The 25,215-nt window shown below is 53.8% G+C and carries 17 protein-coding genes; 11 read left to right on the top strand and 6 right to left on the bottom strand.

Annotated elements, in window-relative coordinates:
- The first annotated feature begins 3 nt into the window (after window positions 1-3).
- From bcsZ to J4613_RS15045, 5 genes are all read left to right on the top strand, one after another.
- The gene (gene bcsZ / locus J4613_RS15065; protein ID WP_000988803.1) at window positions 4-1,113 is read left to right on the top strand and encodes a cellulose synthase complex periplasmic endoglucanase BcsZ; all 1,110 of its coding nucleotides are present in this window, start codon (window positions 4-6) and stop codon (window positions 1,111-1,113) included.
- Window positions 1,095-4,637, top strand: coding sequence for a cellulose synthase complex outer membrane protein BcsC (gene bcsC / locus J4613_RS15060; RefSeq protein ID WP_111742207.1), 3,543 nt, complete (start codon window positions 1,095-1,097; stop codon window positions 4,635-4,637). Before bcsZ ends, bcsC begins: the two co-directional genes overlap by 19 nt.
- A gap of 173 nt (window positions 4,638-4,810) precedes the next feature.
- A complete protein-coding gene (gene hmsP, locus J4613_RS15055; protein ID WP_001266363.1) occupies window positions 4,811-6,817 on the top strand; it encodes a biofilm formation regulator HmsP in 2,007 nt (668 codons plus the stop codon).
- 157 nt (window positions 6,818-6,974) lie between these two features.
- Entirely contained in the window at window positions 6,975-8,261 is a 1,287-nt protein-coding gene (gene dctA / locus J4613_RS15050) for a C4-dicarboxylate transporter DctC (protein WP_000858228.1), read from the top strand.
- Between the two features lie 219 nt (window positions 8,262-8,480).
- On the top strand, window positions 8,481-9,968 hold the full coding sequence (locus J4613_RS15045) for a pitrilysin family protein (RefSeq protein WP_001163182.1): 1,488 nt from the start codon (window positions 8,481-8,483) through the stop codon (window positions 9,966-9,968).
- 53 nt (window positions 9,969-10,021) lie between these two features.
- On the opposite strand, the gene J4613_RS15040 is transcribed toward J4613_RS15045, so the two are convergent.
- On the bottom strand, window positions 10,022-10,951 hold the full coding sequence (locus J4613_RS15040) for a sugar kinase (protein ID WP_111742208.1): 930 nt from the start codon (window positions 10,949-10,951) through the stop codon (window positions 10,022-10,024).
- 228 nt (window positions 10,952-11,179) lie between these two features.
- On the opposite strand from J4613_RS15040, the gene pdeH reads away from it, so the two are divergent.
- Window positions 11,180-11,947: a cyclic-guanylate-specific phosphodiesterase gene (gene pdeH / locus J4613_RS15035; RefSeq protein ID WP_000595624.1), complete on the top strand. Its 768-nt coding sequence runs from the start codon at window positions 11,180-11,182 to the stop codon at window positions 11,945-11,947.
- Window positions 11,948-12,056: 109 nt separating this feature from the next.
- Complete coding sequence (locus tag J4613_RS15030; RefSeq protein ID WP_000158680.1) at window positions 12,057-14,117, top strand: AsmA family protein; 2,061 nt, start codon at window positions 12,057-12,059, stop codon at window positions 14,115-14,117.
- A 39-nt stretch (window positions 14,118-14,156) separates the two neighbouring features.
- Here the strand turns inward: J4613_RS15030 and J4613_RS15025 are convergent, their stop codons facing one another.
- The 3 genes from J4613_RS15025 to J4613_RS15015 all read right to left on the bottom strand — a co-directional run bounded on the left by J4613_RS15025 (window position 14,157) and on the right by J4613_RS15015 (window position 17,830).
- Entirely contained in the window at window positions 14,157-15,479 is a 1,323-nt protein-coding gene (locus J4613_RS15025) for an MFS transporter (RefSeq protein ID WP_001148981.1), read from the bottom strand.
- A gap of 350 nt (window positions 15,480-15,829) precedes the next feature.
- Window positions 15,830-16,858: an inner membrane protein YhjD gene (yhjD, locus tag J4613_RS15020; RefSeq protein WP_000191230.1), complete on the bottom strand. Its 1,029-nt coding sequence runs from the start codon at window positions 16,856-16,858 to the stop codon at window positions 15,830-15,832.
- 72 nt (window positions 16,859-16,930) lie between these two features.
- Window positions 16,931-17,830 carry a LysR family transcriptional regulator gene (locus J4613_RS15015; RefSeq protein ID WP_000358042.1) on the bottom strand — a complete coding sequence of 300 codons (900 nt, stop codon included), beginning with the start codon at window positions 17,828-17,830 and terminating at the stop codon, window positions 16,931-16,933.
- A gap of 630 nt (window positions 17,831-18,460) precedes the next feature.
- Here J4613_RS15015 and J4613_RS15010 point away from each other — a divergent pair.
- Window positions 18,461-19,063: a response regulator transcription factor gene (locus J4613_RS15010; protein WP_001196081.1), complete on the top strand. Its 603-nt coding sequence runs from the start codon at window positions 18,461-18,463 to the stop codon at window positions 19,061-19,063.
- 5 nt (window positions 19,064-19,068) lie between these two features.
- Here the strand turns inward: J4613_RS15010 and J4613_RS15005 are convergent, their stop codons facing one another.
- On the bottom strand, window positions 19,069-19,425 hold the full coding sequence (locus J4613_RS15005; protein WP_023233986.1) for a lysozyme: 357 nt from the start codon (window positions 19,423-19,425) through the stop codon (window positions 19,069-19,071).
- A gap of 280 nt (window positions 19,426-19,705) precedes the next feature.
- Between J4613_RS15005 and J4613_RS15000 the strand changes: the two genes are divergently transcribed.
- Window positions 19,706-21,295: an STY4199 family HEPN domain-containing protein gene (locus tag J4613_RS15000; protein WP_023233985.1), complete on the top strand. Its 1,590-nt coding sequence runs from the start codon at window positions 19,706-19,708 to the stop codon at window positions 21,293-21,295.
- A 12-nt stretch (window positions 21,296-21,307) separates the two neighbouring features.
- Here J4613_RS15000 and J4613_RS14995 read toward each other — a convergent pair whose 3' ends face one another.
- Entirely contained in the window at window positions 21,308-22,957 is a 1,650-nt protein-coding gene (locus J4613_RS14995; protein WP_000934257.1) for an alpha,alpha-trehalase, read from the bottom strand.
- A gap of 325 nt (window positions 22,958-23,282) precedes the next feature.
- Here J4613_RS14995 and J4613_RS14990 point away from each other — a divergent pair, with 325 nt between their 5' ends.
- Both J4613_RS14990 and fraB read left to right on the top strand, forming a co-directional pair.
- Window positions 23,283-24,002, top strand: coding sequence for a GntR family transcriptional regulator (locus J4613_RS14990; protein WP_000572565.1), 720 nt, complete (start codon window positions 23,283-23,285; stop codon window positions 24,000-24,002).
- Between the two features lie 175 nt (window positions 24,003-24,177).
- Entirely contained in the window at window positions 24,178-25,155 is a 978-nt protein-coding gene (gene fraB / locus J4613_RS14985) for a 6-phosphofructose-aspartate deglycase (RefSeq protein ID WP_010989080.1), read from the top strand.
- The last annotated feature ends 60 nt before the right edge of the window (window positions 25,156-25,215 follow it).

The following is a 25,215-nucleotide window of genomic DNA, read 5'->3' as shown; positions in this document are numbered from 1 at the left end:
CGCATGATGACTATGCTGCGCGGATGGATAACGATGATCGTCATGCTGACGGCAATAAATGCGCAGGCGGCCTGTAGCTGGCCTGCGTGGGAACAGTTCAAGAAAGATTACATTAGCCAGCAGGGACGCGTTATCGATCCGGGCGATGCGCGAAAAATTACCACCTCCGAAGGGCAAAGCTACGCCATGTTCTTTGCCCTGGCGGCGAACGATCGACCGGCGTTCGCGCAACTGTTTAACTGGACGCAAAACAATCTGGCGCAGGGATCGCTGCGTGAACATCTGCCCGCCTGGCTGTGGGGACAAAAAGATCCCGACACCTGGTCGGTGCTGGACAGCAACTCCGCGTCCGACGGCGATATCTGGATGGCATGGTCGCTGCTGGAGGCCGGTCGCCTGTGGAAAGAGACGCGTTATACCGAGGTGGGCACGGCGTTGCTAAAACGCATCGCCCGCGAAGAGGTCGTGAATGTGCCGGGGCTGGGCTCAATGCTGCTACCTGGCAAAATCGGCTTTGCCGAGGCGAATAGCTGGCGTTTTAACCCAAGCTATCTGCCGCCGCAGTTGGCGCAATACTTTAGCCGTTTTGGCGCGCCGTGGTCGACGCTACGGGAAACCAATTTGCGGCTTTTGCTGGAAACCGCGCCGAAAGGTTTCTCGCCGGACTGGGTGCGTTATGAAAGCAAGCAAGGCTGGCAGTTGAAAGCGGAAAAGACGCTGATCAGTAGCTACGATGCGATTCGCGTCTATTTATGGACGGGAATGATGCATGATGGCGATCCGCAAAAAGCGCGTTTACTGGCGCGATTTAAACCGATGGCGACGTTAACGATGAAAAACGGCGTTCCACCGGAGAAAGTGGATGTCGTCAGCGGGAATGCGCAGGGGACGGGGCCGGTCGGGTTTTCCGCCGCTTTACTGCCTTTCCTGCAAAATCGCGACGCCCAGGCCGTGCAGCGACAGCGGGTCGCAGACCATTTTCCTGGCAGCGATGCCTATTACAACTATGTGCTGACTCTCTTTGGACAAGGCTGGGATCAGCACCGTTTTCGCTTCACCGTCAAAGGTGAATTATTACCTGACTGGGGCCAGGAATGCGTAAGTTCACGTTAAGTCTCATGCACGCTTTTTTGCCGGCTGGCGGTCGAAACGCCTTACCTGGCAAAAGGGGCGTTTCTCGGGCATTGTTGGGTTTATCGCTTGGTATGGCGCTAACACCGCTTGCCGGCGCAGCGACCTCCGCGCAGCAACAGTTGCTGGAGCAGGTTCGGCTGGGCGAGGCCACGCACCGTGAGGACTTAGTCCGTCAGTCGCTCTATCGCCTGGAGCTGATCGACCCCAATGATCCACAGGTTATCGCCGCCCGTTTCCGCTATCTGTTGCGCCAGGGGGATAGCGACGGGGCACAGAAGCTACTTGACCGGCTGGCGCAACTGGCGCCGGAGTCGACGGCGTATCAATCTTCCCGCACCGCGATGCTGCTCTCCACGCCACAAGGACGTCAGTCTTTGCAGGAGGCGCGTTTACTGGCGACGACCGGCCATACTGAACAAGCGATCGCCAGCTACGACAAGTTGTTTAAAGGTTATCCGCCGGAGGGCGAACTGGCGGTCGAATACTGGACGACCGTGGCGAAATTGCCCGCCCGCCGTCACGAAGCGATTAACCAGCTACAGAAAATCAATGCCGTCAGTCCGGGTAATAACGCTCTGCAAAATGCGCTGGCGCAACTGTTGTTCGCCAGCGGGCGGCGCGATGAGGGATTTGCGGTGCTAAAACAGATGGCGAAATCCAGTACGGGACGCAGCGCGGCCTCCGCCATCTGGTACCAGCAGATAAAAGATCTCCCGGTGAGCGACGCCAGCGTAAAAGCGTTGCAAGACTATCTGACGCAGTTTAGCGAAGGCGATAGCGTGTCTGCCGCCCGCGCCCAGCTTAGCGAGCAGCAAAAACAGTTAGCCGATCCGGCGTTCCGCGCGCGCTCGCAGGGCATCGCGGCGGTTAATGCCGGAGAAGGCGGTAAGGCCATTGCGCAATTGCAGCAGGCGGTGAGCGCCCGGCAGGACGACAGCGAGGCGGTCGGCGCGCTGGGGCAGGCATACTCACAGCGTGGCGATCGCGCCCGCGCCGTCGCGCAGTTTGAAAAAGCGCTGGCGATGGCGCCGCACAGCAGCAGCCGCGATAAGTGGGAGAGCCTGCTGAAGGTCAATCGCTACTGGCTGTTAATTCAGCAGGGCGACGCGGCCTTAAAAGCGAATAATCTGGCCCAGGCGGAGCGTTTCTATCAGCAGGCGCGAGCGGTGGATAACACCGACAGCTACGCGGTACTGGGGCTGGGGGATGTGGCGATGGCGCGCAAAGATAATGCCGCTGCCGAACGTTATTATCAGCAGACGCTGCGTATGGATAGCGGTAATACCAATGCTGTACGCGGGCTGGCGAATCTTTATCGCCAGCAGTCGCCGCAAAAAGCCGCCGCGTTTATCGCTTCTCTTTCCGCCAGTCAGCGGCGCAGTATCGACGATATCGAACGCAGTCTGGAAAATGACCGTCTGGCGCAGCAGGCGGAAACGCTGGAAAGCGAGGGCAAATGGGCGCAGGCCGCAGAACTGCACCGTCGTCGGCTGGCATTAGATCCGGGGAGCGTGTGGGTGACGTACCGACTGTCACGCGATCGGTGGCAGGCCGGGCAGCACGCCCAGGCCGATGCGCAAATGCGCTCTCTGGCGCAGCAGAAGCCAAACGATCCGGAACAGGTCTATGCTTATGGGCTTTATCTTTCCGGCAGCGATCGGGACCGGGCGGCGCTGGCGCATCTCAATACCCTGCCAACCAGCCAGTGGAACAGCAATATTCAGGAACTGGCGGGCCGATTGCAAAGTAACCAGGTGCTGGAAAGCGCTAACCGCTTGCGCGATAGCGGCAAAGAACGCGAAGCGGAAGCGTTGTTACGTCAGCAGCCGTCCTCTACGCGCATTGCGTTAACGTTGGCGGACTGGGCGCAGCAGCGTGGCGATAATGCGGCGGCCCGCGCCGCTTATGACGCCGTTCTGGCGCGGGAACCGGGTAATGTCGATGCCATGCTGGGGCGGGTAGAAATCGACATCGCACAGGGCGATAACGCCGCGGCGCGCGCTCAACTGGCGGCGCTGCCTGCGTCGCAAATCACCTCTATTAACATGCAGCGCCGCGTCGCGCTGGCGCAGCTCCAGCTTGGCGATATCACGGCGGCGGCGCGGATCTTTAACCGCATTACGCCGCAGGCAAAAGCACAGCCGCCATCAATGGAAAGCGCAATGGTATTGCGTGACGCCGCCGCTTTTCAGGCGCAAACGGGCGAGCCGCAGCGGGCGCTGGAGACCTACAAAGAGGCAATGGTCGCCGCGGCGATTACGCCGGTTCGTCCCCAGGATAACGATACCTTTACCCGCCTGACGCGCAATGATGAAAAAGATGACTGGCTAAAACGCGGCGTGCGTAGCGATGCGGCGGAGTTGTACCGTCAGCAGGATCTCAATGTCACGTTGGCGCACGATTATTGGGGGTCGAGCGGGACTGGCGGTTACTCCAATCTGAAGGCGCATACCACGATGCTTCAGGTGGATGCGCCCTGGTCGGACGGACGGGCGTTCTTTCGTACTGATATGGTGAATATGGATGTTGGCCGCTTCTCTACGGATGCGGATGGAAAATACGATAATAACTGGGGTACCTGTACGCTGGAGAAATGCAGCGGACATCGTAGCCAGGCCGATACGGGCGCGAGCGTGGCGGTCGGCTGGCAGAATGAGACCTGGCGCTGGGATATCGGCACGACGCCGATGGGCTTTAATGTCGTTGATGTGGTCGGCGGCGTCAGCTATAGCGACGATATCGGGCCGTTGGGTTATACCCTGAACGCGCATCGTCGCCCGATCTCCAGCTCACTGCTGGCGTTTGGCGGGCAAAAGGACGCCAGCAGCAATACCGGCACCAAATGGGGCGGCGTGCGGGCCAACGGCGGCGGCGTCAGTCTCAGCTATGATAAAGGCGAAGCAAACGGTGTCTGGGCGTCGCTCAGCGGCGACCAGTTGAGCGGTAAAAATGTGGAAGATAACTGGCGCGTGCGCTGGATGACCGGTTATTACTATAAGGTGATTAACGAGAATAACCGCCGCGTTACCGTCGGGCTGAATAACATGATCTGGCATTACGACAAAGATCTGAGCGGTTATTCACTGGGTCAGGGCGGTTATTATAGCCCGCAGGAATACCTGTCGTTTGCGGTGCCGGTGATGTGGCGGCAGCGTACGGAAAACTGGTCGTGGGAGCTGGGCGGCTCGGTATCCTGGTCGCACTCCCGCAACCGTACCATGCCGCGTTATCCGCTGATGAATTTGATTCCGGCGGATTATCAGGAGGATGCGCGTGACCAGACCAACGGCGGCGGCAGCAGCCAGGGATTTGGCTATACCGCGCGGGCGCTCATTGAACGCCGTGTTACTGCCAACTGGTTTGTGGGTACGGCTGTCGATATTCAGCAGGCGAAAGATTATACCCCCAGTCATCTGCTGCTGTATGTCCGTTATTCCGCGGCGGGCTGGCAGGGGGATATGGATTTACCGCCGCAGCCTCTGGTGCCTTACGCTGACTGGTAATCATTGCGTCAGGCCTACGAATTGACAGGCGTCGTAGGCCTGAGAAGCGCAGCGCCATCAGACGCTATCATTAACCGTTATTCAGAAAAGTCCTTTTCAGATACAGCCTCTCTTAATGCCGCTGCAATCGGGTATACTCAGGCGGCAGTCCGGGATATCCAGGGAGAGTCAATTTGCGCGTCAGCCGCTCGTTAACAATTAAACAGATGGCAATGGTTGCGGCCGTTGTCATGGTGTTTGTTTTTGTCTTTTGCACCGTTTTGTTGTTCCATCTGGTACAGCAGAACCGCTACAACACGGCTACGCAACTGGAAAGCATCGCGCGATCTGTTCGGGAACCTCTTTCTTCCGCGATTTTAAAAGCGGATCTCCCCGGCGCGGAAACCATTCTGGAAAGTATTAAACCTGCGGGCGTGGTGAGTCGCGCCGATGTGGTATTGCCGAATCAGTTCCAGGCGTTGCGTAAGCGCTTCATTCCTGAACGCCCCGTCCCGGTTATGGTGACGCGTCTCTTCGAACTGCCGGTACAAATTTCTTTGCCGGTTTATTCGTTGGAGCGTCCTGCCAATCCGCAACCGCTGGCCTACCTTGTATTGCAGGCGGATTCGTACCGTATGTACAAGTTCGTCATGAGCGCGCTCTCTACGTTAGTGACCATTTACTTACTTTTATCGCTGATCCTGACGGTGGCCATCGCCTGGTGCGTAAACCGCCTGATTGTGCATCCGCTGCGCAAAATCGCCCGCGAGCTGAACGACATTCCGCAGCAGGAGCTGATCGGACATCAGCTGGCGTTGCCGCGTCTGCATCAGGATGATGAAATTGGGATGCTGGTGCGCAGCTATAACCTCAACCAGCAGCTTATGCAGCGTCAACGCGAGGAGCAAACGGACAACGCGATGCGTTTTCCGGTTTCCGAGCTGCCCAATAAAGCCTTTTTAATGGCGCTGCTGGAACAGGTTATCACCCGCCAACAGACCACCGCGCTTATCATCGTGACGTGCGAAACGTTGCGTGACACGGCAGGCGTGCTGCAAGAAACGCAGCGGGAGATTCTATTACTGACGTTGGTTGAGAAGCTGAAGTCGGTGCTGGCGCCGCGCATGGTGCTTACGCAGGTCAGCGGGTATGACTTTGCCATTATCGCCCACGGCGTTAAAGAGCCGTGGCACGCCATCACATTAGGTCAGCAAATACTCACTATCATTAATGAACGACTGCCCATCCAGGGTATTCAATTGCGCCCAAGCTGCAGTATTGGCATTGCGATGTATTATGGCGATCTGACCGCCGAAGAGCTCTATGGTCGCGCCGTCTCCGCCGCCTTTACCGCGCGCCGAAAAGGTAAAAATCAGATCCAGTTCTTTGACCCGGCGCAGATGGAGGCCGCTCAACAGCGCCTTACCGAAGAGAGCGATATCCTTACCGCGCTGGATAACCATCAGTTTGCCATTTGGCTGCAGCCGCAGGTCGAGATGCGCAGCGGCAACGTATTAAGCGCCGAAGCCTTGTTACGTATGCAACAGCCGGACGGTAGCTGGGAATTGCCGGAGGGGCTGATTGAGCGCATTGAATCCTGCGGCCTGATGGTCACGGTGGGCTATTGGGTGCTGGAAGAGTCCTGTCGCCAGCTTGCTGCCTGGCAGGAGCGCGGCGTGACATTGCCGCTCTCCGTCAATCTTTCCGCGTTACAGCTCATGCACCCTGGCATGGTGTCGGAGCTGCTGGAATTGTTAAACCGCTATCGTATTCAACCGGGTACGCTGATTCTTGAGGTCACTGAAAGCCGCCGTATCGACGATCCGCACGCTGCCGTCGCTATCTTACGTCCGTTACGTAATGCTGGCGTGCGTATCGCACTGGATGATTTTGGCATGGGTTACGCGGGGCTGCGCCAGTTACAGCATATGAAGTCGCTACCGGTCGATATCCTTAAAATTGATAAAATGTTTGTCGATGGGTTACCGGATGATCACAGTATGGTGACGGCGATTATTCTGATGGCCCGCAGTCTTAATTTACAATTGATTGCCGAGGGCGTGGAGAACGAGGCGCAACGCGCGTGGCTGGAACAGGCGGGAGTCAACGTCGCGCAAGGCTTCCTGTTTGCTCGGCCCGTTCCCGCGGATATCTTTGAAGAACGGTATCTGTCGCACGAAAATCCTGATTACAAAAGTTAAAAAAGGTCGCGCTTGTGCGAGCCAGCTCAAACTTTTTAACATTTTTGTTTCAATTATGATCCTGGCGCATTTCTGTCATGTTGTGTGGGTGTTATTTTAAGGCCGCAGGTTACTCATAACCTTACAAGACCTGTGGTTTTTACTTCAAGGACACCCTATGAAAACCTCTCTGTTCAAAAGTCTTTATTTTCAGGTCCTGACAGCAATCGCCATTGGTATTCTCCTTGGCCATTACTATCCTGAACTGGGCGCACAAATGAAACCGCTTGGCGACGCGTTCGTTAAGCTCATTAAGATGATCATCGCTCCTGTCATTTTCTGTACTGTCGTGACGGGCATCGCAGGCATGGAAAGCATGAAAGCGGTGGGCCGTACCGGCGCGGTCGCGCTGCTTTACTTTGAAATTGTCAGTACGATTGCGCTGATTATCGGTCTTATCATCGTCAACGTTGTGCAACCTGGCGCCGGGATGAACGTCGATCCGGCAACGCTGGATGCGCAGGCGGTGGCCGTTTATGCCGCACAAGCCAAGGAGCAGGGCATTATTGCCTTCCTGATGGATGTCATACCGGGCAGCGTGATCGGCGCGTTTGCCAGCGGCAACATTCTGCAGGTCTTACTGTTTGCGGTGTTGTTTGGTTTTGCGCTGCACCGTTTGGGCAGCAAAGGCCAGCTCATTTTCAATGTGATTGAGAGTTTTTCGCAGGTCATTTTCGGCATCATCAATATGATCATGCGCCTGGCGCCGATTGGCGCATTCGGCGCGATGGCCTTCACCATCGGTAAATACGGCGTCGGTTCTCTGGTGCAACTGGGGCAGCTCATTATCTGCTTCTATATCACCTGTATTCTCTTCGTGGTGGTGGTGCTGGGGACGATTGCACGGGTAACGGGCTTTAGCATTTTTAAATTTATTCGCTATATCCGGGAAGAATTACTCATTGTGCTCGGCACCTCCTCTTCCGAGTCAGCGTTGCCGCGTATGCTCGATAAGATGGAAAAACTGGGGTGCCGTAAGTCGGTGGTAGGGCTGGTGATCCCGACGGGGTATTCGTTCAACCTCGATGGCACCTCTATCTACCTGACGATGGCGGCGGTGTTTATCGCCCAGGCGACCAACAGCCATATGGATATCTTCCACCAGATAACGCTGCTGGTCGTGCTGCTGCTATCGTCAAAAGGCGCCGCGGGCGTGACCGGAAGCGGCTTTATCGTGCTGGCGGCCACTATCTCCGCCGTGGGACATTTACCGGTTGCGGGACTGGCGTTAATCCTCGGTATCGACCGCTTTATGTCCGAAGCGCGCGCGCTGACTAACCTGGTGGGTAACGGCGTGGCGACGGTGGTGGTTGCCAAATGGGTGAAAGAGTTAGATCACCAAAAGCTGGACGATGTGCTTAATAATCGTGCGCCGGATGGCAAAACGCACGAAATTTCCTCCTAATCTCGCCACTTATGCCCGTAGTCCCTTCCAGGACTGCGGGTGTTTGCGCATAATTGACCCCTGCGCCCAAAGCATACAGCATGATGCTTAGGGATTATTTCACTTCTTCCGTGACATTTTTAGGTTCTCGCGGTCTAACACGAAGTGTTTTTACGTCATATTCAGGCATCCCTGCCGGGGCTGTCTTTTTATTACCAGGATTGTTGATCAGGGGTTCACATGCAGGGCACAAAAATTCGACTCTTAGCGGGCAGTCTGTTGATGTTGGCCTCTGCCGGCTATGTGCAGGCAGATGCGCTCCAGCCCGATCCGGCATGGCAACAGGGGACGCTGGCTAATGGGTTACAGTGGCAAGTGTTGGCTACGCCTCAGCGCCCCAGCGATCGTATTGAAGTTCGTCTCCAGGTTAATACCGGTTCGCTCACCGAAAGTACGCAACAGAGCGGGTTCAGCCATGCGATTCCCCGTATCGCGCTGACGCAAAGCGGTGGTCTGGATGCCGCACAGGCACGTTCTTTATGGCAGCAAGGGTTTGATCCGAAACGTCCCATGCCGCCCGTTATTGTTTCTTATGATTCCACGCTCTATAACCTCAGTTTACCCAATAACCGTAACGATCTGCTGAAAGAAGCGCTGACCTATCTGGCTAACGTCTCCGGTAAATTAACCATTACGCCAGAGACGGTGAATCATGCGTTAAGCAGCGAAGATATGGTTGCGACGTGGCCAGCAGATACTAAAGAGGGCTGGTGGCGTTATCGGCTGAAAGGGTCGGCGTTATTGGGGCACGATCCCGCGGAACCGTTAAAGCAGCCGGTAGACGCAGCCAAAATTCAGGCTTTCTATGAAAAATGGTACACCCCGGATGCCATGACGCTGATTGTTGTCGGCAACATTGATGCGCGCTCTGTCGCCGAGCAGATCAATAAAACGTTCGGTACGCTGAAAGGTAAACGCGAAACGCCCGCCCCGGTGCCGACGCTTTCGCCGCTGCGGGCGGAATCAGTGAGCATTATGACCGATGCGGTGCGCCAGGATCGCCTCTCCATTATGTGGGATACGCCGTGGCAACCGATTCGCGAATCGGCGGCGCTGTTGCGCTACTGGCAGGCGGATCTGGCGCGCGAAGCGCTGTTCTGGCATATCCAGCAAGAGCTTACTAAAAATAACGCGAAAGATATTGGTCTGGGGTTTGACTGCCGGGTTCTGTTTCTGCGCGCGCAGTGCGCCATCAACATTGAATCACCTAATGATAAGCTCAATACCAATTTGAGCCTGGTGGCGAATGAACTGGCGAAAGTACGCGATAAAGGTTTGTCGGAAGAGGAGTTTACTGCGCTGGTGGCGCAGAAAAATCTCGAATTGCAAAAGCTGTTCGCGACCTACGCGCGTACCGATACTGACATTTTGACTGGACAGCGTATGCGCTCGCTGCAGAATCAGGTGGTGGATATCGCGCCGGAGCAGTATCAGAAGCTGCGCCAGAATTTCCTCAACAGCCTGACCGTCGATATGCTCAATCAGAATCTACGTCAGCAGCTATCGCAGGAGATGGCATTAATTTTGCTGCAACCGCAAGGCGAGCCGGAATTTAATATGAAGGCGTTAAAGGCGACGTGGGATGAAATCATGGTCCCGACTACTGCCGCCGCTGTTGAAGCAGATGAGGCGCATCCGGAAGTGACGGAGACACCGGCGGCACAGTAAGCTGCCGCCTGCCGGCCCGGTAAGCGCAGCGCCACCGGGCAAGAGCGAATGACTTACTGCGGCATCGCGTCGTGCGGAATAATGGCCCCACGGTACTGAATCACCGTGCTGGCCGTCAGGTGTCCGCGCTTCGCGGCATCCGTCGCGCTGCCGCCCGTCAAACGAACGGCCAGATAACCGGCGCTGAAGGAGTCGCCTGCGGCAGTGGTGTCTATCACTTTCTCTTTCGGCAGTTTCACTGCCGGAACGTCAATGAGCGCCTCGCCCTGAATCGAGACCAGGCAAGAGTCCGCCCCGCGTTTTACCACCACTTCCTGCACGCCTGCCGCATGGGTGCGGGCAATGACCTCTTCCACCGGTTGCTGACCCCATAGCGCGTCTTCATCGTCCAGTGTCAGGAAAGCGATATCAGTACATTCCAGCATCTTTTGATAGACCTGCTGCGTTTCTTCGCGACTTGTCCATAAACGCGGGCGATAGTTATTATCAAAAATGACTTTCCCGCCGTTGGCCCGGCATTCACGCAATAAAGACAGCAGCTTATCACGGCTGGTCGGGCTTAAAATCGCGAGGCTAATGCCGCTCAGGTAGAGATAATCGAAGGTCGTCAGCGCCTTGCAGATAGCCGCTGACTGCTCGCTCTCCAGCCAGAATTTCGCTGCCGCTTCGTTACGCCAGTAGTAGAAGGTACGCTCGCCAGTGTCATCGGTTTCGATGTAATAGAGGCCTGGCAGGCGATTTTCCATCCGCTGCGTTAGCGAGGTATCCACATTTTCATGCTGCCACGCCTCCAGCATCTGTTGGCTGAAACTGTCGGTACCCAGCGCCGTCACATAGTGAACGGCCAGAGCGGCAGAATCGACCTGACGGGCAATATAAACGGAGGTATTCAGCGTGTCGCCGCCGAAGCCGCGCTGAACATCAGCGCCTTTCTGCGACAGCTCAATCATGCATTCGCCAATCACGGCAATCTTTTTAGACATAGTCGTGAACCTGATCTGTAAAAATTAGCGTTAGTGTGCGCTGTGGATGTTTAGTGGTCAATAATATTAAAACATCGGTCCATTATTTTTTTGAGCAAGTGCGTATTTTTGACAAGTTTCGGGGGCTGTTTTTATTTTGCCAGGGACCGAGGGTAAAGTTCTCTGCCTGAACGCCGATAACCTTTGACGAGTCCGGACAGTCACACTCCCATTAACAGGACAACTGAGATGATAAAGCAGGTTATCCAGCAGCTACGCGTTCCTGATGCAGGTATAGAGAATTTGCAGGAACGGCGCTATTGGCTGCAATGCGAGCGTGCCTATACTTACCAGCCGATATACCAGACGGATGGCCGTCTGATGGCGGTTGAACTTCTCACTGTCGTCACCCATCCTGATAACCCTTCCAGACGTATTGCCCCGGATCGTTATTTCGCGGAGTTAGCGGTTCGACACCGCATTGACGTAGTGAAAGAACAACTTCATCAGCTTGAACAAAAAGCGGATTTTTTCACTCGCCATCACTTATTGGCATCAGTCAATGTTGACGGCCCTACGCTGATTGCCATGCGACGACAGCCGGACATTCTGGCAGCGATGGAGCGCTTACCCTGGCTGCGTTTTGAACTGGTGGAACATATTCGTTTGCCGAAAGACTCCTCTTTCGCCTCGATGTGTGAGTTCGGCCCGCTGTGGCTGGATGATTTTGGTACTGGTATGGCCAATTTTTCAGCGCTGAGCGAAGTGCGTTATGACTACATTAAAGTGGCGCGCGAGCTGTTCGTCATGCTGCGCCAGTCCGCAGAGGGACGCAACCTGTTCACTCTGCTGCTGCAACTGATGAACCGCTACTGCCGCGGCGTTATTGTCGAGGGCGTGGAGACGCTGGAAGAGTGGCGTGATGTGCAGCGTTCGCCCGCCTTTGCCGCCCAGGGCTATTTTCTTTCTCGACCCGTGCCGCTGATATCGCTCGAAGAGGTGATTCTGACCCTGTAACGCCAGACTGTTCTCGTAATACGTGGTATTACGAGGCGCGGTCATCCTCCTTTTTCGTCTGGCTGAACTATCTTTAGGACAGGCAAGGGAAGAAGTGAGGAAATAACACATGACTAAAGCAGGCAAAATAACCGCCGCCATCACAGGGACTTTCTTGTTGTTGATCGCCATAGTGATTTTGTTGATCGCAACATTTGACTGGAACCGCCTCAAACCGACCATCAACCAGAAAGTCTCTACCGAATTGAACCGGCCTTTCGCTATTCGCGGCGATTTAGGCGTGGTGTGGGAACGCCAAAAACAGGAGACCGGCTGGCGAAGCTGGGTACCGTGGCCGCATGTTCACGCGGAAGACGTCATTCTCGGCAATCCGCCGGATATTCCGGAAGTTACGATGGTGCATCTGCCACGCGTTGAGGCGACGCTTGCTCCGCTGGCGCTCCTGACCAAAACCGTCTGGCTGCCGTGGATCAAACTGGTGAAACCCGACGCGCGTCTTATTCGTCTGTCCGAGAAAACCAATAACTGGACCTTTAACCTCGCGCAAGACAAGAATACGGACCCCAATGCTAAACCTTCCGCCTGGTCCTTCCGGCTGGATAATATTCTCTTCGACCAGGGGCGAATCGCGATCGATGATAAGGTCAGTAAAGCGGATATCACTATTCTGGTCGATCCGTTAGGCAAACCGTTGCCGTTCAGCGAAGTGACGGGAACGAAAGGCAAAGCAGACAAATCCACCGTGGGCGACTATGTCTTCGGCCTGAAGGCGCAGGGGCGTTATAACGGGGAACCGTTGACCGGTACGGGGAAAATAGGCGGTATGCTGGCGCTACGCAGCGAAAGTACGCCTTTTCCTGTGCAGGCCGATTTCCGCTCTGGTAATACGCGGGTGGCTTTTAGCGGCGTGGTGAACGAACCGATGAAAATGGGCGGCGTCGATCTGCGGCTTAAATTCTCTGGCGATTCACTGGGCGATTTATATGATTTAACCGGCGTGCTGCTGCCGGATACGCCGCCGTTTGAGACCGATGGGCGATTGGTAGCGAAAATTGACGCCGAAAAGTCATCGGTATTTGATTATCGCGGTTTTAACGGGCGCATTGGCGACAGTGATATCCACGGCTCCCTCACTTATACCACCGGTAAACCGCGCCCTAAACTGGAAGGCGATGTCGAATCGCGCCAGTTACGACTGGCCGATCTTGGGCCGCTGATTGGCGTGGATTCCGGGAAAGACGCTGAGCAGTCGAAACGGTCTGAACAGCGCAAAGGCGAGAAGAATGTTCAGCCGGCGGATAAAGTGTTGCCTTACGATCGCTTTGAAACCGACAAATGGGACGTTATGGACGCCGATGTCCGGTTTAAAGGCCGACGTATTGAACATGGCGGCAGTCTACCGATTAGCGATCTTTCGACCCATATCATCCTGAAAAACGCCGACTTACGTCTACAGCCGCTGAAGTTTGGTCTGGCAGGCGGCAGTATTGTCTCCAACATCCATCTGGAAGGGGATAAAAAACCAATGCAGGGGCGGGCGGATATACAGGCGCGTCGGCTGAAGCTTAAAGAACTGATGCCGGATGTGGAGCTGATGCAGAAAACGCTGGGCGAGCTGAACGGCGATGCGGATATTCGCGGGACGGGCAACTCGGTCGCCGCGCTGCTTGGCAACAGTAACGGCAATCTCAAATTATTGATGAATGATGGATTGATTAGCCGCAACCTGATGGAAATCGTGGGGCTGAACGTCGGCAACTATATTGTCGGGCAGATTTTTGGTGATGACGAAGTGCGGGTTAACTGCGCGGCGGCGAATCTCAATATTGCGAACGGCGTGGCGCGACCGCAAATTTTTGCTTTTGATACAGAAAATGCGTTGATTAACGTGACCGGTACGGCGAGCTTCGCCTCTGAACAGCTCGATTTAACCATTGATCCGGAAAGTAAGGGGATTCGTATTATTACGCTGCGATCGCCGCTGTACGTGCGTGGGACATTTAAAAATCCGCAGGCGGGCGTCAAGCCCGGCCCGCTGATTGCGCGCGGCGCGGTTGCGGCAGCGCTGGCGACGTTGGTAACGCCCGCCGCCGCGCTATTAGCGCTCATTTCGCCCTCTGAGGGCGAAGCCAATCAGTGCCGGACGATTTTAACGCAGATGAAGCAGTAACGTGAAACGTAGCGCCGGATGACGCCATCCGGCGCCCTATTACAACGCCTGATGACGCGTCTCATGGGTTAACAGCAGTGCAATCAGCGTCAGCGCCGCCATTGACGCCAGGTAAACCCCTACCGCCGCCAGCCCGTAGTGGCTTTGCAGCCATGCGGCAATATACGGCGCGACGGAAGCGCCCAGAATCGATGACACATTGTAGGAAAACGATGCGCCGGTATAGCGCACTTCCGTCGGAAATAGCTCCGGCAGCAGCGCTCCCATTGGGCCGAAGGTCAGCCCCATCAGGCTCAGGCCTAACAACAGGAACACGAATACCAGCGCTGGATTGCCTGAACCCAGCAGCGGGGTAAAGGCGAACAACGCGAAGAGAATGATGAGCGTGGTAATGATGACCATGCTTTTCCGACGGCCAAATGCGTCCGCCAGCAGGCCGGCGACGGGCACCATCACGCCGAAACCAATCACCGCCATCATCAGCATCCACAGTATTTCATTGCGCGGCAAGCCAAGCCCCACCGGCGCGGCGGCAGTGCTGTAAGTCATGGAATAGACGGTCATGATATAGAACAGCGTGTAGGTCGCCAGCATAATAAACGTGCCGAGAATGGTTACGCGGACATGCTTCGTCAGCAACGTGCCCAGCGGTATTTTTACCTGTTTTTTCGCTGCGGCGACTTTCGCAAACACCGGCGTTTCATGCAGCGACACGCGCACATACAGGCCGATAATCACCAGCACCGCCGAGAAGATAAACGGCACGCGCCAGCCCCAGCTCATAAACTGCTCGTCGGTCAGCAGCCAGGAGAGCAACAGGAAGGTGCCATTGGCAAAAAAGAAGCCGATCGGCGCGCCCAACTGCGGGAAGGAGCCATACAGCGCGCGTTTGCGCGGCGGCGCATTCTCCGTCGCTAATAACGCTGCGCCGCCCCATTCGCCGCCCAGCCCCAGTCCCTGACCGAAACGCGCCAGCGCCAGCAGCAGCGGCGCGAAAATACCTATCGTCGCGTAGCCCGGTAACAGACCGATAATGACCGTGGAGATCCCCATCGTCAGCAGCGAAGCCACCAGCGTGACTTTGCGGCCTACCCGGTCGCCGAAGTGGCCGAATAGCGCAGAGCCAATCGGACGCGCCACAAACGCGATAGCGAAGGTGGCGAGCGATTGTAGCGTTGCCGCAGTGGGATCGCCCTGGGGGAAGAAGATAAGGGGGAACACGATCACCGCTGCGGTGGCGTAAATATAGAAGTCGAAGAACTCAATCGCGGTGCCGATAAGCGAGGCAATAACGACTTTATTGCGTGAGTTTACCGGAACATGTTCCTGCTCATGGTCGAGTGTTGTGGCGGTTGCTTGCATACTATTTTCTTATTTTTAGCGAACGAATAGCCATATTACGCACAGCAAAAGTTATATTTCAATGTGTAACAAAAGCCAAAAATGGTCAAAAAAAGCGCAAAAAGGGGATAATGTTTAAGCCAGCCATTTTGCGTCTATGAAATGCTTCACATAATTTTAGAATTAGTGGATAAAACTGGTTTCTGGTTAAATAAAAGTTAATTACTGGATTTATATGCTGAAACAATGAGATGAGGCGGAAGGACGTGCCTGATTGTACCGCCGGGTACGCTTTGCTTGCCCGGCCTGGGTCAACACAGCAGTAGGCCGAATGACGACGCCGTGCGTGCCATTCGGCAGCAAGCCGCAGACTAGCGTTGCGTTTTACCCGGCATTCGCGGGTCGTCCTTATATTCGGCGGTGGCTATCCAGGCCGCGCAGAATAACGTCAGGCGGGCAAAAAAGTAGAAGAATGCCATCAGACCGAGTACGGAGCCAAACGCCGCGCCGGAAGGCGATTTCACCAGTGACGGCAGCGTATAAGTCATAATGATTTTAATCACCTCAAAACCGATAGCGGCAATAAATGTGCCGCGAATCAACGCTTTTTTACGGGGACGATGGCGAGGCAGTCGCCAGAAAATCCAGAAAAAAAGTAGATAGTTGGCAAAAATAGAGATGGCCAGACCGATCAAATGCCAGGCCGGTTTTAACCATTCGATGCTGTCGAGATACAAGGCGGAGATGATCATCTGCTGGGCGGAACCGGCGATGGAAGTAATGGACAGCGTAATGATTAAAGCGATTAATAATCCAATCAGCGAGATAAAATCGCGCAGATATTTGAGCCAGATTTTCTCCTGATCCTGCGGCTTGCGCTCCCAGACGTCCCGTGACTGGGCGCGAATCGCTTCCCGCAGGTTGCCCATCCAGTTAACGCCGGAATAGAGCGCGATACCCAGTCCGACCAGCCCTACCGTGGTACGCTGTTGAACCGCCGTATTAATCGTATTTTTAAGCGTGGACGCCAGCGTAGGATCGCTCACATTCATCAATATCTTGCTGAAAATATCTTCCAGTAGATTAGGGTGCGAGGCGAGGATAAAACCTGCCGCGGCAAAGGACACCATCATTATCGGGATCATCGACAGAAACGAAAAGTAGGTGATAGCCGCGCCAAACTGATTACCCAGTCGATCGTTAAAACGTTCGGTCGCGCGAATGAGGTGGGCCACCATTGGTTGACGCTGAATTTTTTGCACCAGGGAGGTGACGGAATGCAACGCCTGATTTGCCTTTTCGTTTTTTTCCGGGGCGTCATGCGGCTGCGTTTCTATTTTTTGTATCGGGTCGTGCTCCAGTTCCTGAATAGGGCGTTTTACGTCATTTTCCTGCGTCATCAGGTCGGTAGTCCTTCATCATTAATAGAATATGTCAGTATAGCTTCTCCCCGGTGGATGCTGAAAATGCGGCTACTCTGCGGCCTCTTTAATGGTTTCAGTCAGCCATACCATAAACAGGTGTACCCGGCGGGAAAGATTACGGCGATGGGGATAATGCAGCGTCACCGGCAGTGGAGCGGCGCGATATTGCGGTAAAATTTCAATGAGCGTTCCGGCGCGTAACGCCTCCCGTACAGCAATGCGCGGCGTCTGAATGATTCCTAATCCTGCCAGACAGGCCGTATGCCAGGTCTCCGTACTGTTTACCGTTAGCATTCCGCCGGTTTTTACCCACTGCATACCGTGGGGAGTTTCAAAGGCAAAACCCGGTGAAGAGACTCCCGGGGTCAATGAATAATGCACCATCGCATGTGAGGCGAGATCGTCAAGGTTTTCTGGATACCCAAAGCGTGCCAGGTATTGTGGGCTGGCGCAGTTCACCCTCCTCAGTTTGCCAAGTGGGCGCGTCAGTATCCCTGGCGCATGTAGCGGCTCTGTGCGCACCACGCAGTCGAAATCTTCCCGTAGTAAATCGACCTGTCGATCGCTACTACAAAGTTCCAGCGCAATGCCGGGATACTGATGCAAAAAAGTGGGCAGGCGCGGCATGATAAGGCTGTTTGCGAGACATGGCGGTATATCTACCCGTATTTTGCCGCTGATACTGGCGGGATCAGGCTGGAAAAGACCCTCCAGTTCATCCAGGTTACTCAACAGATCTTTTGCCCGTTCGTAGTAAACCATTCCGTCCTGAGTAAGCTGTACCCGCCGGGTGGTGCGGTGGAGCAGGCGGATGCCCAGTTGATGTTCTAACGCTTGTATTTGCCGTGAGACGCTGCCTTTGGGAAGGCCGATATCCTCTGCTGCGCGGGAAAAACTTTCCCGTTCCGCCACGCGTACAAACAATTTCATTGCATATATTTTATCCATCATCAGGCTCTATTATTGTTTTTATTGAAACAGTGACGCTGAAGCGGCTGGTTTTATTGATTTTCTAGCATCTAATAAGCCCTTTCGCAATCATTGCTCGCGTGACGAATACGTCTGATCGCGTTGCGCGGCGGATTTATCGCCTTCCGGCCAGGCTTTTTAGCGCCAAAAAGCCGATAAACGGGACGAGGGCGGTAAAACACGCCGATAACAGCGGGTGTAGTGGGGCAGAGAAATGCATGTACATACACGGTATTGTCATTGACCCATCGTCGCGGTTTTCAGGCGGATTGGCTATTTTTTAACAAAATGTGCTACTTTATTTTTTGTAACACATCAGGTGAAAAGCAGATATTTCCTTTGTGACGCGCCAGGCGTACTCTTCATTAAATTAATATTAAAATTAGCCTTGGCTGTTCGCGCTAATAAGATATTCCTTACTTTAAAAGGCTAATTTTAGCGAATTCTGTAATCCCGATGTTGAAGCTGTAAATATTCATAACCTTTCCCTTCCTCAACCAATGACTATCGGTAAAATGGCCTATACCAAATGGCGACTTCTTATTTTACCCTACGGGTAATACCCTTCCTCATCTTGAGACTATTATCTTACCCAGGTGGAGAAAAGTAATGCAGGTAATCATGTTTGACAGGCAGTCAATATTTATTCATGGAATGAAAATCAGTTTGCAGCAGCACATTCCAGGAATAAGTATCCAGAGTGTCGGTCAGGCAGAAGAACTCTGGCAAAAAATAGAAAGCGCGCCGGATGCGCTGGTCATGCTGGATAGCGGCCTGGATGCTGAATTTTGCCGCGAGGTGTTACAAAGAATCGCGCAGCAATTTCCGGAGGTGAAGATTATTATCACGGCGATGGATGGCAGTCAAAAGTGGCTGCATGAAGTCATGCAATTTAACGTTCAGGCCGTGGTGCCACGCGATTCTGATGCCGAAACCTTTGTCCTTGCGCTCAATGCTGTCGCTCGCGGGATGATGTTTTTACCGGGGGATTGGTTAAATTCAACGGAGCTGGAGTCCCGTGATATAAAAGCGTTAAGCGCCCGCCAGCGGGAAATTTTACAGATGCTTGCCGCAGGAGAATCAAATAAACAAATTGGGCGGGCGTTAAATATTAGTACCGGGACGGTTAAAGCGCATCTGGAGTCGCTTTACCGGCGGCTGGATGTAAAAAATCGTACCCAGGCCGCCATGATGTTAAATGAATCGAATTAACGACGTTAAATTCGCAGTCCGCTTATTTTTGGCTGTGAAATATCACCCGTATTGATTAATGATAAAAAACGCTGATGTCCGATGCTGAACATCAGCGCAATAAGCGTTTCGCGTTGAAACCGATCGTTAAGTTCCGGCAAACAATTCTGTAGCAGTATATCGCAGCTATTGAGGTCATCCAGCAAGAATGCCTCCGCCTGGTCGGGCGTAATGAACGTCAGCGTCTCATCCGGCGTCAACATATGCCCGTAACCAATCACCCAGTTACCCTGCCGATCGCGATACTTTTCCAGCGACAGACCCTGCCACTGTTTAATAAACGCGATGCAGGCGGAGCTAAAGCGAGATGAAATGTGCGGCATGGCATCTTTCTCATAAAAAGCGCGATTATAAAGTGTGCTGCACGCGTGGCTAGCGGTCAGACGGCCAAACGCAGGCAGGGAAAAGGTCTATGCCGTTCAGCGTCACGCCGCGTTGACAGAATGAAAAACTGATGTTTTTGGTTAGTAACCGATCTTCTTATAAATTTGCAATCATTAAGATTAAGTCACTGAAATGTGGCTGAATCTGTTATATCTATGAAAAAACATAATTAAAAGAAAACGAAGATCTCGTCGCGGGATCGTCTTTTTAGGGAAGATAATGACGAATAGCGCTTCGCAGGCGACACACGCGCCTTTTGAACATAGCCTGGGGATTATCCGCCAGGCATCAATAGAAATCCTGCTGCTGCTGGGTATTCATACCACCGAGGGAAAAGAGCCCCGGTGGTTCATGGAACAACTTGAGCAGGCGCGTCTTAACCTGGGCGGTTGGGGCGCGGTGGCGAAAAAATTGCGGATAAATGACGCGCAGTTGAGCCAGTTTATGCTGCAACTGCGTCACCTTCAGCAGCATGTTCCCCAGTATGACAGCGGGCAAGAGGTGAGCGAAAATCAACTCCTTGCCGCGTTGCGTTTTGTCACCTCGCTGGAACATCTACGTCAGCAGCAGCCGCTACTGACGTATCAAACTGAGCTGGAAGACCCCGACCAGGAGGCGCATCTTGAGGCGCAACGTCAGCTTCGGGCGATAGAACTGACGTTAAAAGCGCTTATTGCGCGCGCATGGCCGGATCGGGCGTCCCTGAATCACTACCTCAAGCAACATTTCGGCCCGGACCGTTTGCGCCAGTGGTTAAAACAGGGAGAAGATCAACATGCGCTGGAGGGCATGTTGTTTAGCGAACTGGCGCTTATGGTGGTCGATAAAAAATTGTTTGCCCGTCATTACGTCAGAATTTTTAATGACGCCTCAGCGTTAACGCTGTTCGCCGAGTCGCGCACCACTCTGCGTATGTTTCTGGATGATTGCCGCCTCGCGCGAAACGAGGTTATCGCCAGGCAGCCGCTCACCTCAGCGCAGCTTATGCTGCTAAATGTTCAGTATCAGCAAATCGTTCGGCCCATCCAGCGCGCCTATGCCGAAAAACGTACCCGCGTGAATCCCGCTTCGTTTCTGCTGGCGGATGAACGTGAATTGCGCCAGTTCTGGGAAACCGCGCGGCTTAAAGATCGGCAGGCCGGGGGAGATAAGCATGAGATTAGCGAGAGCATAGAACCACCGCGTAAGCGGCCTCCGCGTACGCCTGAAGAGCGTGAGCAACTTATTTCCGGCGCTTTGTGGGGCGGGGTTGGCGTCATGACGCTGGCGATACTGGCGGGCGCGTTCTGGCTATTTAGTTCGTCGTCGCCAGGCTCCGATAACGGGCAAGCTCCCGCAATGGCGCAGGATGAACCGCCGCGCGAGGCGCCTTCCGCGCGGGAAACGCTCAATCATATGGGGATTACCTGGGATGCGTTTACCATGCGGGCGGCGATAGAGCGCAATGATACGCGGGTGACGGCGCTGTTCCTCCAGGGCGGAATGAACTGGCAGCTCGCGTGGACGGAGCAGGCGTTTGCGGCAGGACATACCGAGGTGCTGCAACTGTTGTTGCGTTATCCCGCGCTGATGGATGAGGTCAAACCCTGCCGACGATTTATCACAACGTTAAGTCATGACATGTCGAGCGGCGCGCCGCTGACCGCGATGCATAAAACCTATTTGCAAACGTTTTGCACCGTTCCGGCTGTTGTGACGCGCCAGCAGCACGATACGGAGCAGGCCCGACTGCGCGCTCAGGCCCGGCCCAGCGCAGACAATAAAAAATGGCTGAAAATTCAGTCAGCCATTTATGATGCGATTCACTGAGGCCGGTGCAGGTTAAGGCTCTCCGTAAAGGCCAATCAGGCGGCGCACCACGCCATTGGTCCAGCCGAACCCGTCCTGTAGCGGATACTCGCCCCCGCCGCCTTCGCGGGGCGTACCGCCGGAAATATGGTATTTCTCGATCAGTTTATGGTGCTCCTGATAAAAATGGTTCACCGTTTTTAACCAGTTATGGGCGATTTCATCGCCCAGCATATCGTCGCCATACCGTTTGAAGCCCTGAATCGCCATCCATTGCAGCGGTGCCCAGCCGTTCGGTTTATCCCACTGTTCGCCGGTTTCGTATTCGGTCGCCATAATCCCGCCGGGCGTTAACAGACGGCTGCGTACCACATTTGCCAGACGGTCGGCCTGCTCGTGGTTCGCCATACCGACATACAGCGGCACGATACTGGCGGCGGAAAAGAGCGCCATTTCTTCGCGTCGCCAGTCATAGTCCCGATAACAGCCGTTTTCATCATCCCACAGATAATGGTTCACGGCGGCGCGTCGATCGCTGGCTTTCTGGCGAAATAGTGCCTCGGTGTCACGTTCGCCTTTCAGTGCTGAAATATTGGCGATAGCGCTCTCCAGTTTATACAGAAAAGCGTTCAAATCGATAGGGATAAACTGAGTTGTACGTATGCTGGCAAGCCGGCCCGCATCGCGTAGCCAGCGTGAAGAATAGTCCCAGCCGGACGCCGCCCCGGCGCGCAAATCCCGGTAGACTTCATTGGGCGGACGACCAGAATGTTTTGCAGTTTCGACATCTTCCAGCCAGGACTCGTCGCGCGGCGTGTCGCGATCGTCCCAGTAGCGGTTCAGCAGGGAACCGTCCGGCATCCGCACAACGTGGCGATAAGCCTGGTTGAGCGCCAGCGATTCGGCGCCGTCCATCCAGAAGGCGTATTCCATTTTGAGATGGTCGAGATAACGCCGCGCGCCGCGTACGCCATCTTCTTCGAACAGTTCAACCATCAGGGCGAAAACCGGCGGCTGCGAGCGGCTCAGGTAATAGGTGCGGTTGCCGTTGGGAATATGGCCATAGTTTTCAATCATCCAGGCGAAATTATCCGCCATACATTTAAGTAAGTCTTCGCGCCCGCTTTCCGCCAGACCCAGCATGGTAAAATAAGAGTCCCAATAATAGGTTTCGCTAAAACGGCCTCCCGGCACGATATAGGATTGCGGCAGCGCCAGCAGCGAAGACCACGGAATATGATCCTGCGGTTCGCGCGTCAGTATCGGCCAAAGCTGGTCAATATGTTCTTTGAGCGAGTTTTCGGGGTTAGAGACATACTCGCTGGATAAGGTTTCCGGTAGCCAGAAATGGTTCTCGACGAAGCGGCGTAAGTCAAAATCACGGTGGCGTCTGACCTTACGGTAGCGGATCAGGATATCAAGCGGGTCCATCTTCGGCGCGCAGTCCGGGAACGTTTTACTGTCTGGAAACAGTTTTGTTGACTGTACATGCTCGAACAGTTCGAGATACCGATCGGCAGGGGTCAGGGCGTCAGAGGCGGGAAGCCCCTCGATCATCTCCGGCTCCGGTTCCGCCTCGATCATTTCATCCAGCTTTAACTCGCACGGGTCTGTTTCATAAAGCAGATCGACATCAATAGTCAGATCTTCAGAAGGCGTGGGGTTTAATTTCTGGTTGAGCATAATGACAAGGACCTCCGGCTTGCGTCGTAAAAGATACGGGTGTTGCCCGGCTGTCTATTAAGCGTAGACATTCGCTTCGATACCTGAGTGGCAAAGTGTGCGATAGATCACATTTTGCAATTTGTCTCTCAAGAAAAACAATTTATAACTTACTGAATAGTATTGCGAAAATCCTATTTTCATGACGCCCGCCCCAGACCTAAAATCAGAACATTCGTTTCATAGCGGTATCACTACGTCACCGCATGGCGTGGATTCACAAGCAAAGGTAACGTAAATAGTTATAATACAAGCCATGGCACCATGATAATACAAATGGATACAAATGATCGAGCAACCCGACAGTAAAAGCGCTAAACCGCTTTATAAGCAGCTTGAAGCCGCCTTAAAAGAGGCCATTGCGCGTGGAGAGTATAAACCAGGCCAGCAGATCCCGACGGAAAATGAACTGAGCGCGCGCTGGCAGGTGAGCAGGGTCACGGTCCGTAAGGCGTTGGATGCGCTGACGCGTGAAAATTTGCTGACCCGTGTCTCCGGCAAAGGCACCTTTGTCTCTGGTGAGAAATTTCAGCGCAGTATGACCGGCATCATGAGTTTCAGCGAGTTATGCCAGTCCCAGGGACGTCGCCCGGGGTCACGCACCATCAAATCCGTTTTTGAATCGGTAGACGATGAGACAAAAGCGTTACTGAATATGAACGATGGCGAAAAAGCGGTCGTCATTGAACGTATCCGCTATGCCGACGATGTGGCGGTATCGCTGGAAACCGTACATCTTCCCCCTCGTTTTGCGTTTTTGCTGGACGAAGATCTTAATAATCACTCTTTGTATGAATGCTTACGCGAGAAACACCACTTATGGTTTACCCACTCCCGTAAGATGATCGAACTGGTTTATGCCAGTTTTGAAGTCGCCCATTATCTTGGCGTCAACGAGGGTTATCCGCTGATCCTGATAAAAAGTGAAATGATTGATAACAAAGGAGAACTCTCCTGCGTTTCGCAACAGTTGATTGTCGGCGATAAAATACGGTTTACCGTATGATGTCAGCATTACGCTAACGAAGAGCAGGCTGAATCGGGATCCAGATCGCGGATCCCGATTTTTTTTGCTTTCCATCTTGATCAAATGTCTTTAAATGTCATATAAAAATAATAATACATTATGAGTCATTTATGGCGAATCCTCGCCTGTATCATTGATGGAACCAGAGGAAAGCATGATGGGTATGAAAGAGACAGTTAGCAATATTGTGACCAGCCAGGCAGAGAAAGGAGGCGTTAAACATGTCTATTATGTGGCGTGCGGCGGTTCTTATGCGGCGTTCTATCCGGCGAAAGCATTTTTAGAAAAAGAAGCGAAAGCGTTGACTGTCGGTCTGTATAACAGCGGAGAATTTATTAACAACCCGCCGGTAGCGCTGGGAGAAAATGCCGTTGTGGTTGTCGCCTCCCACAAAGGTAATACGCCAGAGACAATTAAAGCGGCTGAAATCGCCCGTCAGCACGGCGCGCCGGTCATTGGTTTAACCTGGATAATGGATTCACCGTTGGTGGCGCATTGCGACTATGTGGAAACGTACACGTTTGGCGACGGTAAAGATATTGCCGGAGAGAAAACGATGAAAGGCCTGCTGAGTGCGGTCGAACTGCTCCAGCAGACGGAAGGGTATGCGCACTACGACGATTTTCAGGATGGCGTCAGCAAAATCAACCGTATCGTCTGGCGCGCTTGCGAGCAGGTAGCGGAGCGTGCGCAGGCGTTCGCGCAGGAATATAAAGACGATAAAGTCATTTACACCGTCGCCAGCGGCGCGGGCTATGGCGCAGCCTACCTACAGAGCATCTGTATCTTTATGGAAATGCAATGGATACATTCCGCCTGTATTCATAGCGGTGAGTTTTTCCACGGGCCGTTTGAAATTACCGATGCGAATACGCCTTTCTTCTTCCAGTTTTCCGAGGGCAATACGCGGGCGGTGGATGAACGCGCGTTAAACTTCCTGAAAAAATATGGCCGCCGGATTGAAGTTGTCGATGCGAAAGAGCTGGGGCTATCGACCATTAAAACCACGGTTATTGATTACTTTAACCACTCTCTCTTTAATAACGTTTATCCCGTTTACAATCGGGCGTTAGCTGAGGCGCGTCAGCATCCGTTAACGACGCGCCGCTATATGTGGAAAGTGGAATATTAATTACATCAGGATGGATAAAAAAGCAGGGACGCTTTTTATTGTAAAGACAAACAAGGAATA

The organism is Salmonella sp. 32020114201800008SM (assembly GCF_017572025.1).
GTDB classification, from domain to species: Bacteria; Pseudomonadota; Gammaproteobacteria; order Enterobacterales; family Enterobacteriaceae; genus Salmonella; species Salmonella enterica.
Note: the sequence above shows the minus strand (reverse complement) of the source record. Positions and strands in the feature narration are given on the sequence as shown.

What these genes read in the sequence shown, in the direction of transcription:
- bcsZ (WP_000988803.1), top strand. Translation starts at nt 4, where the DNA reads ATGATGACTATGCTGCGCGGATGGATAACGATGATCGTCATGCTGACG.
- J4613_RS15015 (WP_000358042.1), bottom strand. Translation starts at nt 17,830, where the DNA reads ATGGATAAAATATATGCAATGAAATTGTTTGTACGCGTGGCGGAACGG.
- yhjD (WP_000191230.1), bottom strand. Translation starts at nt 16,858, where the DNA reads ATGACGCAGGAAAATGACGTAAAACGCCCTATTCAGGAACTGGAGCAC.
- J4613_RS14990 (WP_000572565.1), top strand. Translation starts at nt 23,283, where the DNA reads ATGATCGAGCAACCCGACAGTAAAAGCGCTAAACCGCTTTATAAGCAG.
- bcsC (WP_111742207.1), top strand. Translation starts at nt 1,095, where the DNA reads ATGCGTAAGTTCACGTTAAGTCTCATGCACGCTTTTTTGCCGGCTGGC.
- pdeH (WP_000595624.1), top strand. Translation starts at nt 11,180, where the DNA reads ATGATAAAGCAGGTTATCCAGCAGCTACGCGTTCCTGATGCAGGTATA.
- J4613_RS15040 (WP_111742208.1), bottom strand. Translation starts at nt 10,951, where the DNA reads ATGTCTAAAAAGATTGCCGTGATTGGCGAATGCATGATTGAGCTGTCG.
- J4613_RS15000 (WP_023233985.1), top strand. Translation starts at nt 19,706, where the DNA reads ATGACGAATAGCGCTTCGCAGGCGACACACGCGCCTTTTGAACATAGC.
- dctA (WP_000858228.1), top strand. Translation starts at nt 6,975, where the DNA reads ATGAAAACCTCTCTGTTCAAAAGTCTTTATTTTCAGGTCCTGACAGCA.
- fraB (WP_010989080.1), top strand. Translation starts at nt 24,178, where the DNA reads ATGATGGGTATGAAAGAGACAGTTAGCAATATTGTGACCAGCCAGGCA.
- J4613_RS15045 (WP_001163182.1), top strand. Translation starts at nt 8,481, where the DNA reads ATGCAGGGCACAAAAATTCGACTCTTAGCGGGCAGTCTGTTGATGTTG.
- J4613_RS15005 (WP_023233986.1), bottom strand. Translation starts at nt 19,425, where the DNA reads ATGCCGCACATTTCATCTCGCTTTAGCTCCGCCTGCATCGCGTTTATT.
- J4613_RS15025 (WP_001148981.1), bottom strand. Translation starts at nt 15,479, where the DNA reads ATGCAAGCAACCGCCACAACACTCGACCATGAGCAGGAACATGTTCCG.
- J4613_RS15030 (WP_000158680.1), top strand. Translation starts at nt 12,057, where the DNA reads ATGACTAAAGCAGGCAAAATAACCGCCGCCATCACAGGGACTTTCTTG.
- J4613_RS15010 (WP_001196081.1), top strand. Translation starts at nt 18,461, where the DNA reads ATGCAGGTAATCATGTTTGACAGGCAGTCAATATTTATTCATGGAATG.
- J4613_RS14995 (WP_000934257.1), bottom strand. Translation starts at nt 22,957, where the DNA reads ATGCTCAACCAGAAATTAAACCCCACGCCTTCTGAAGATCTGACTATT.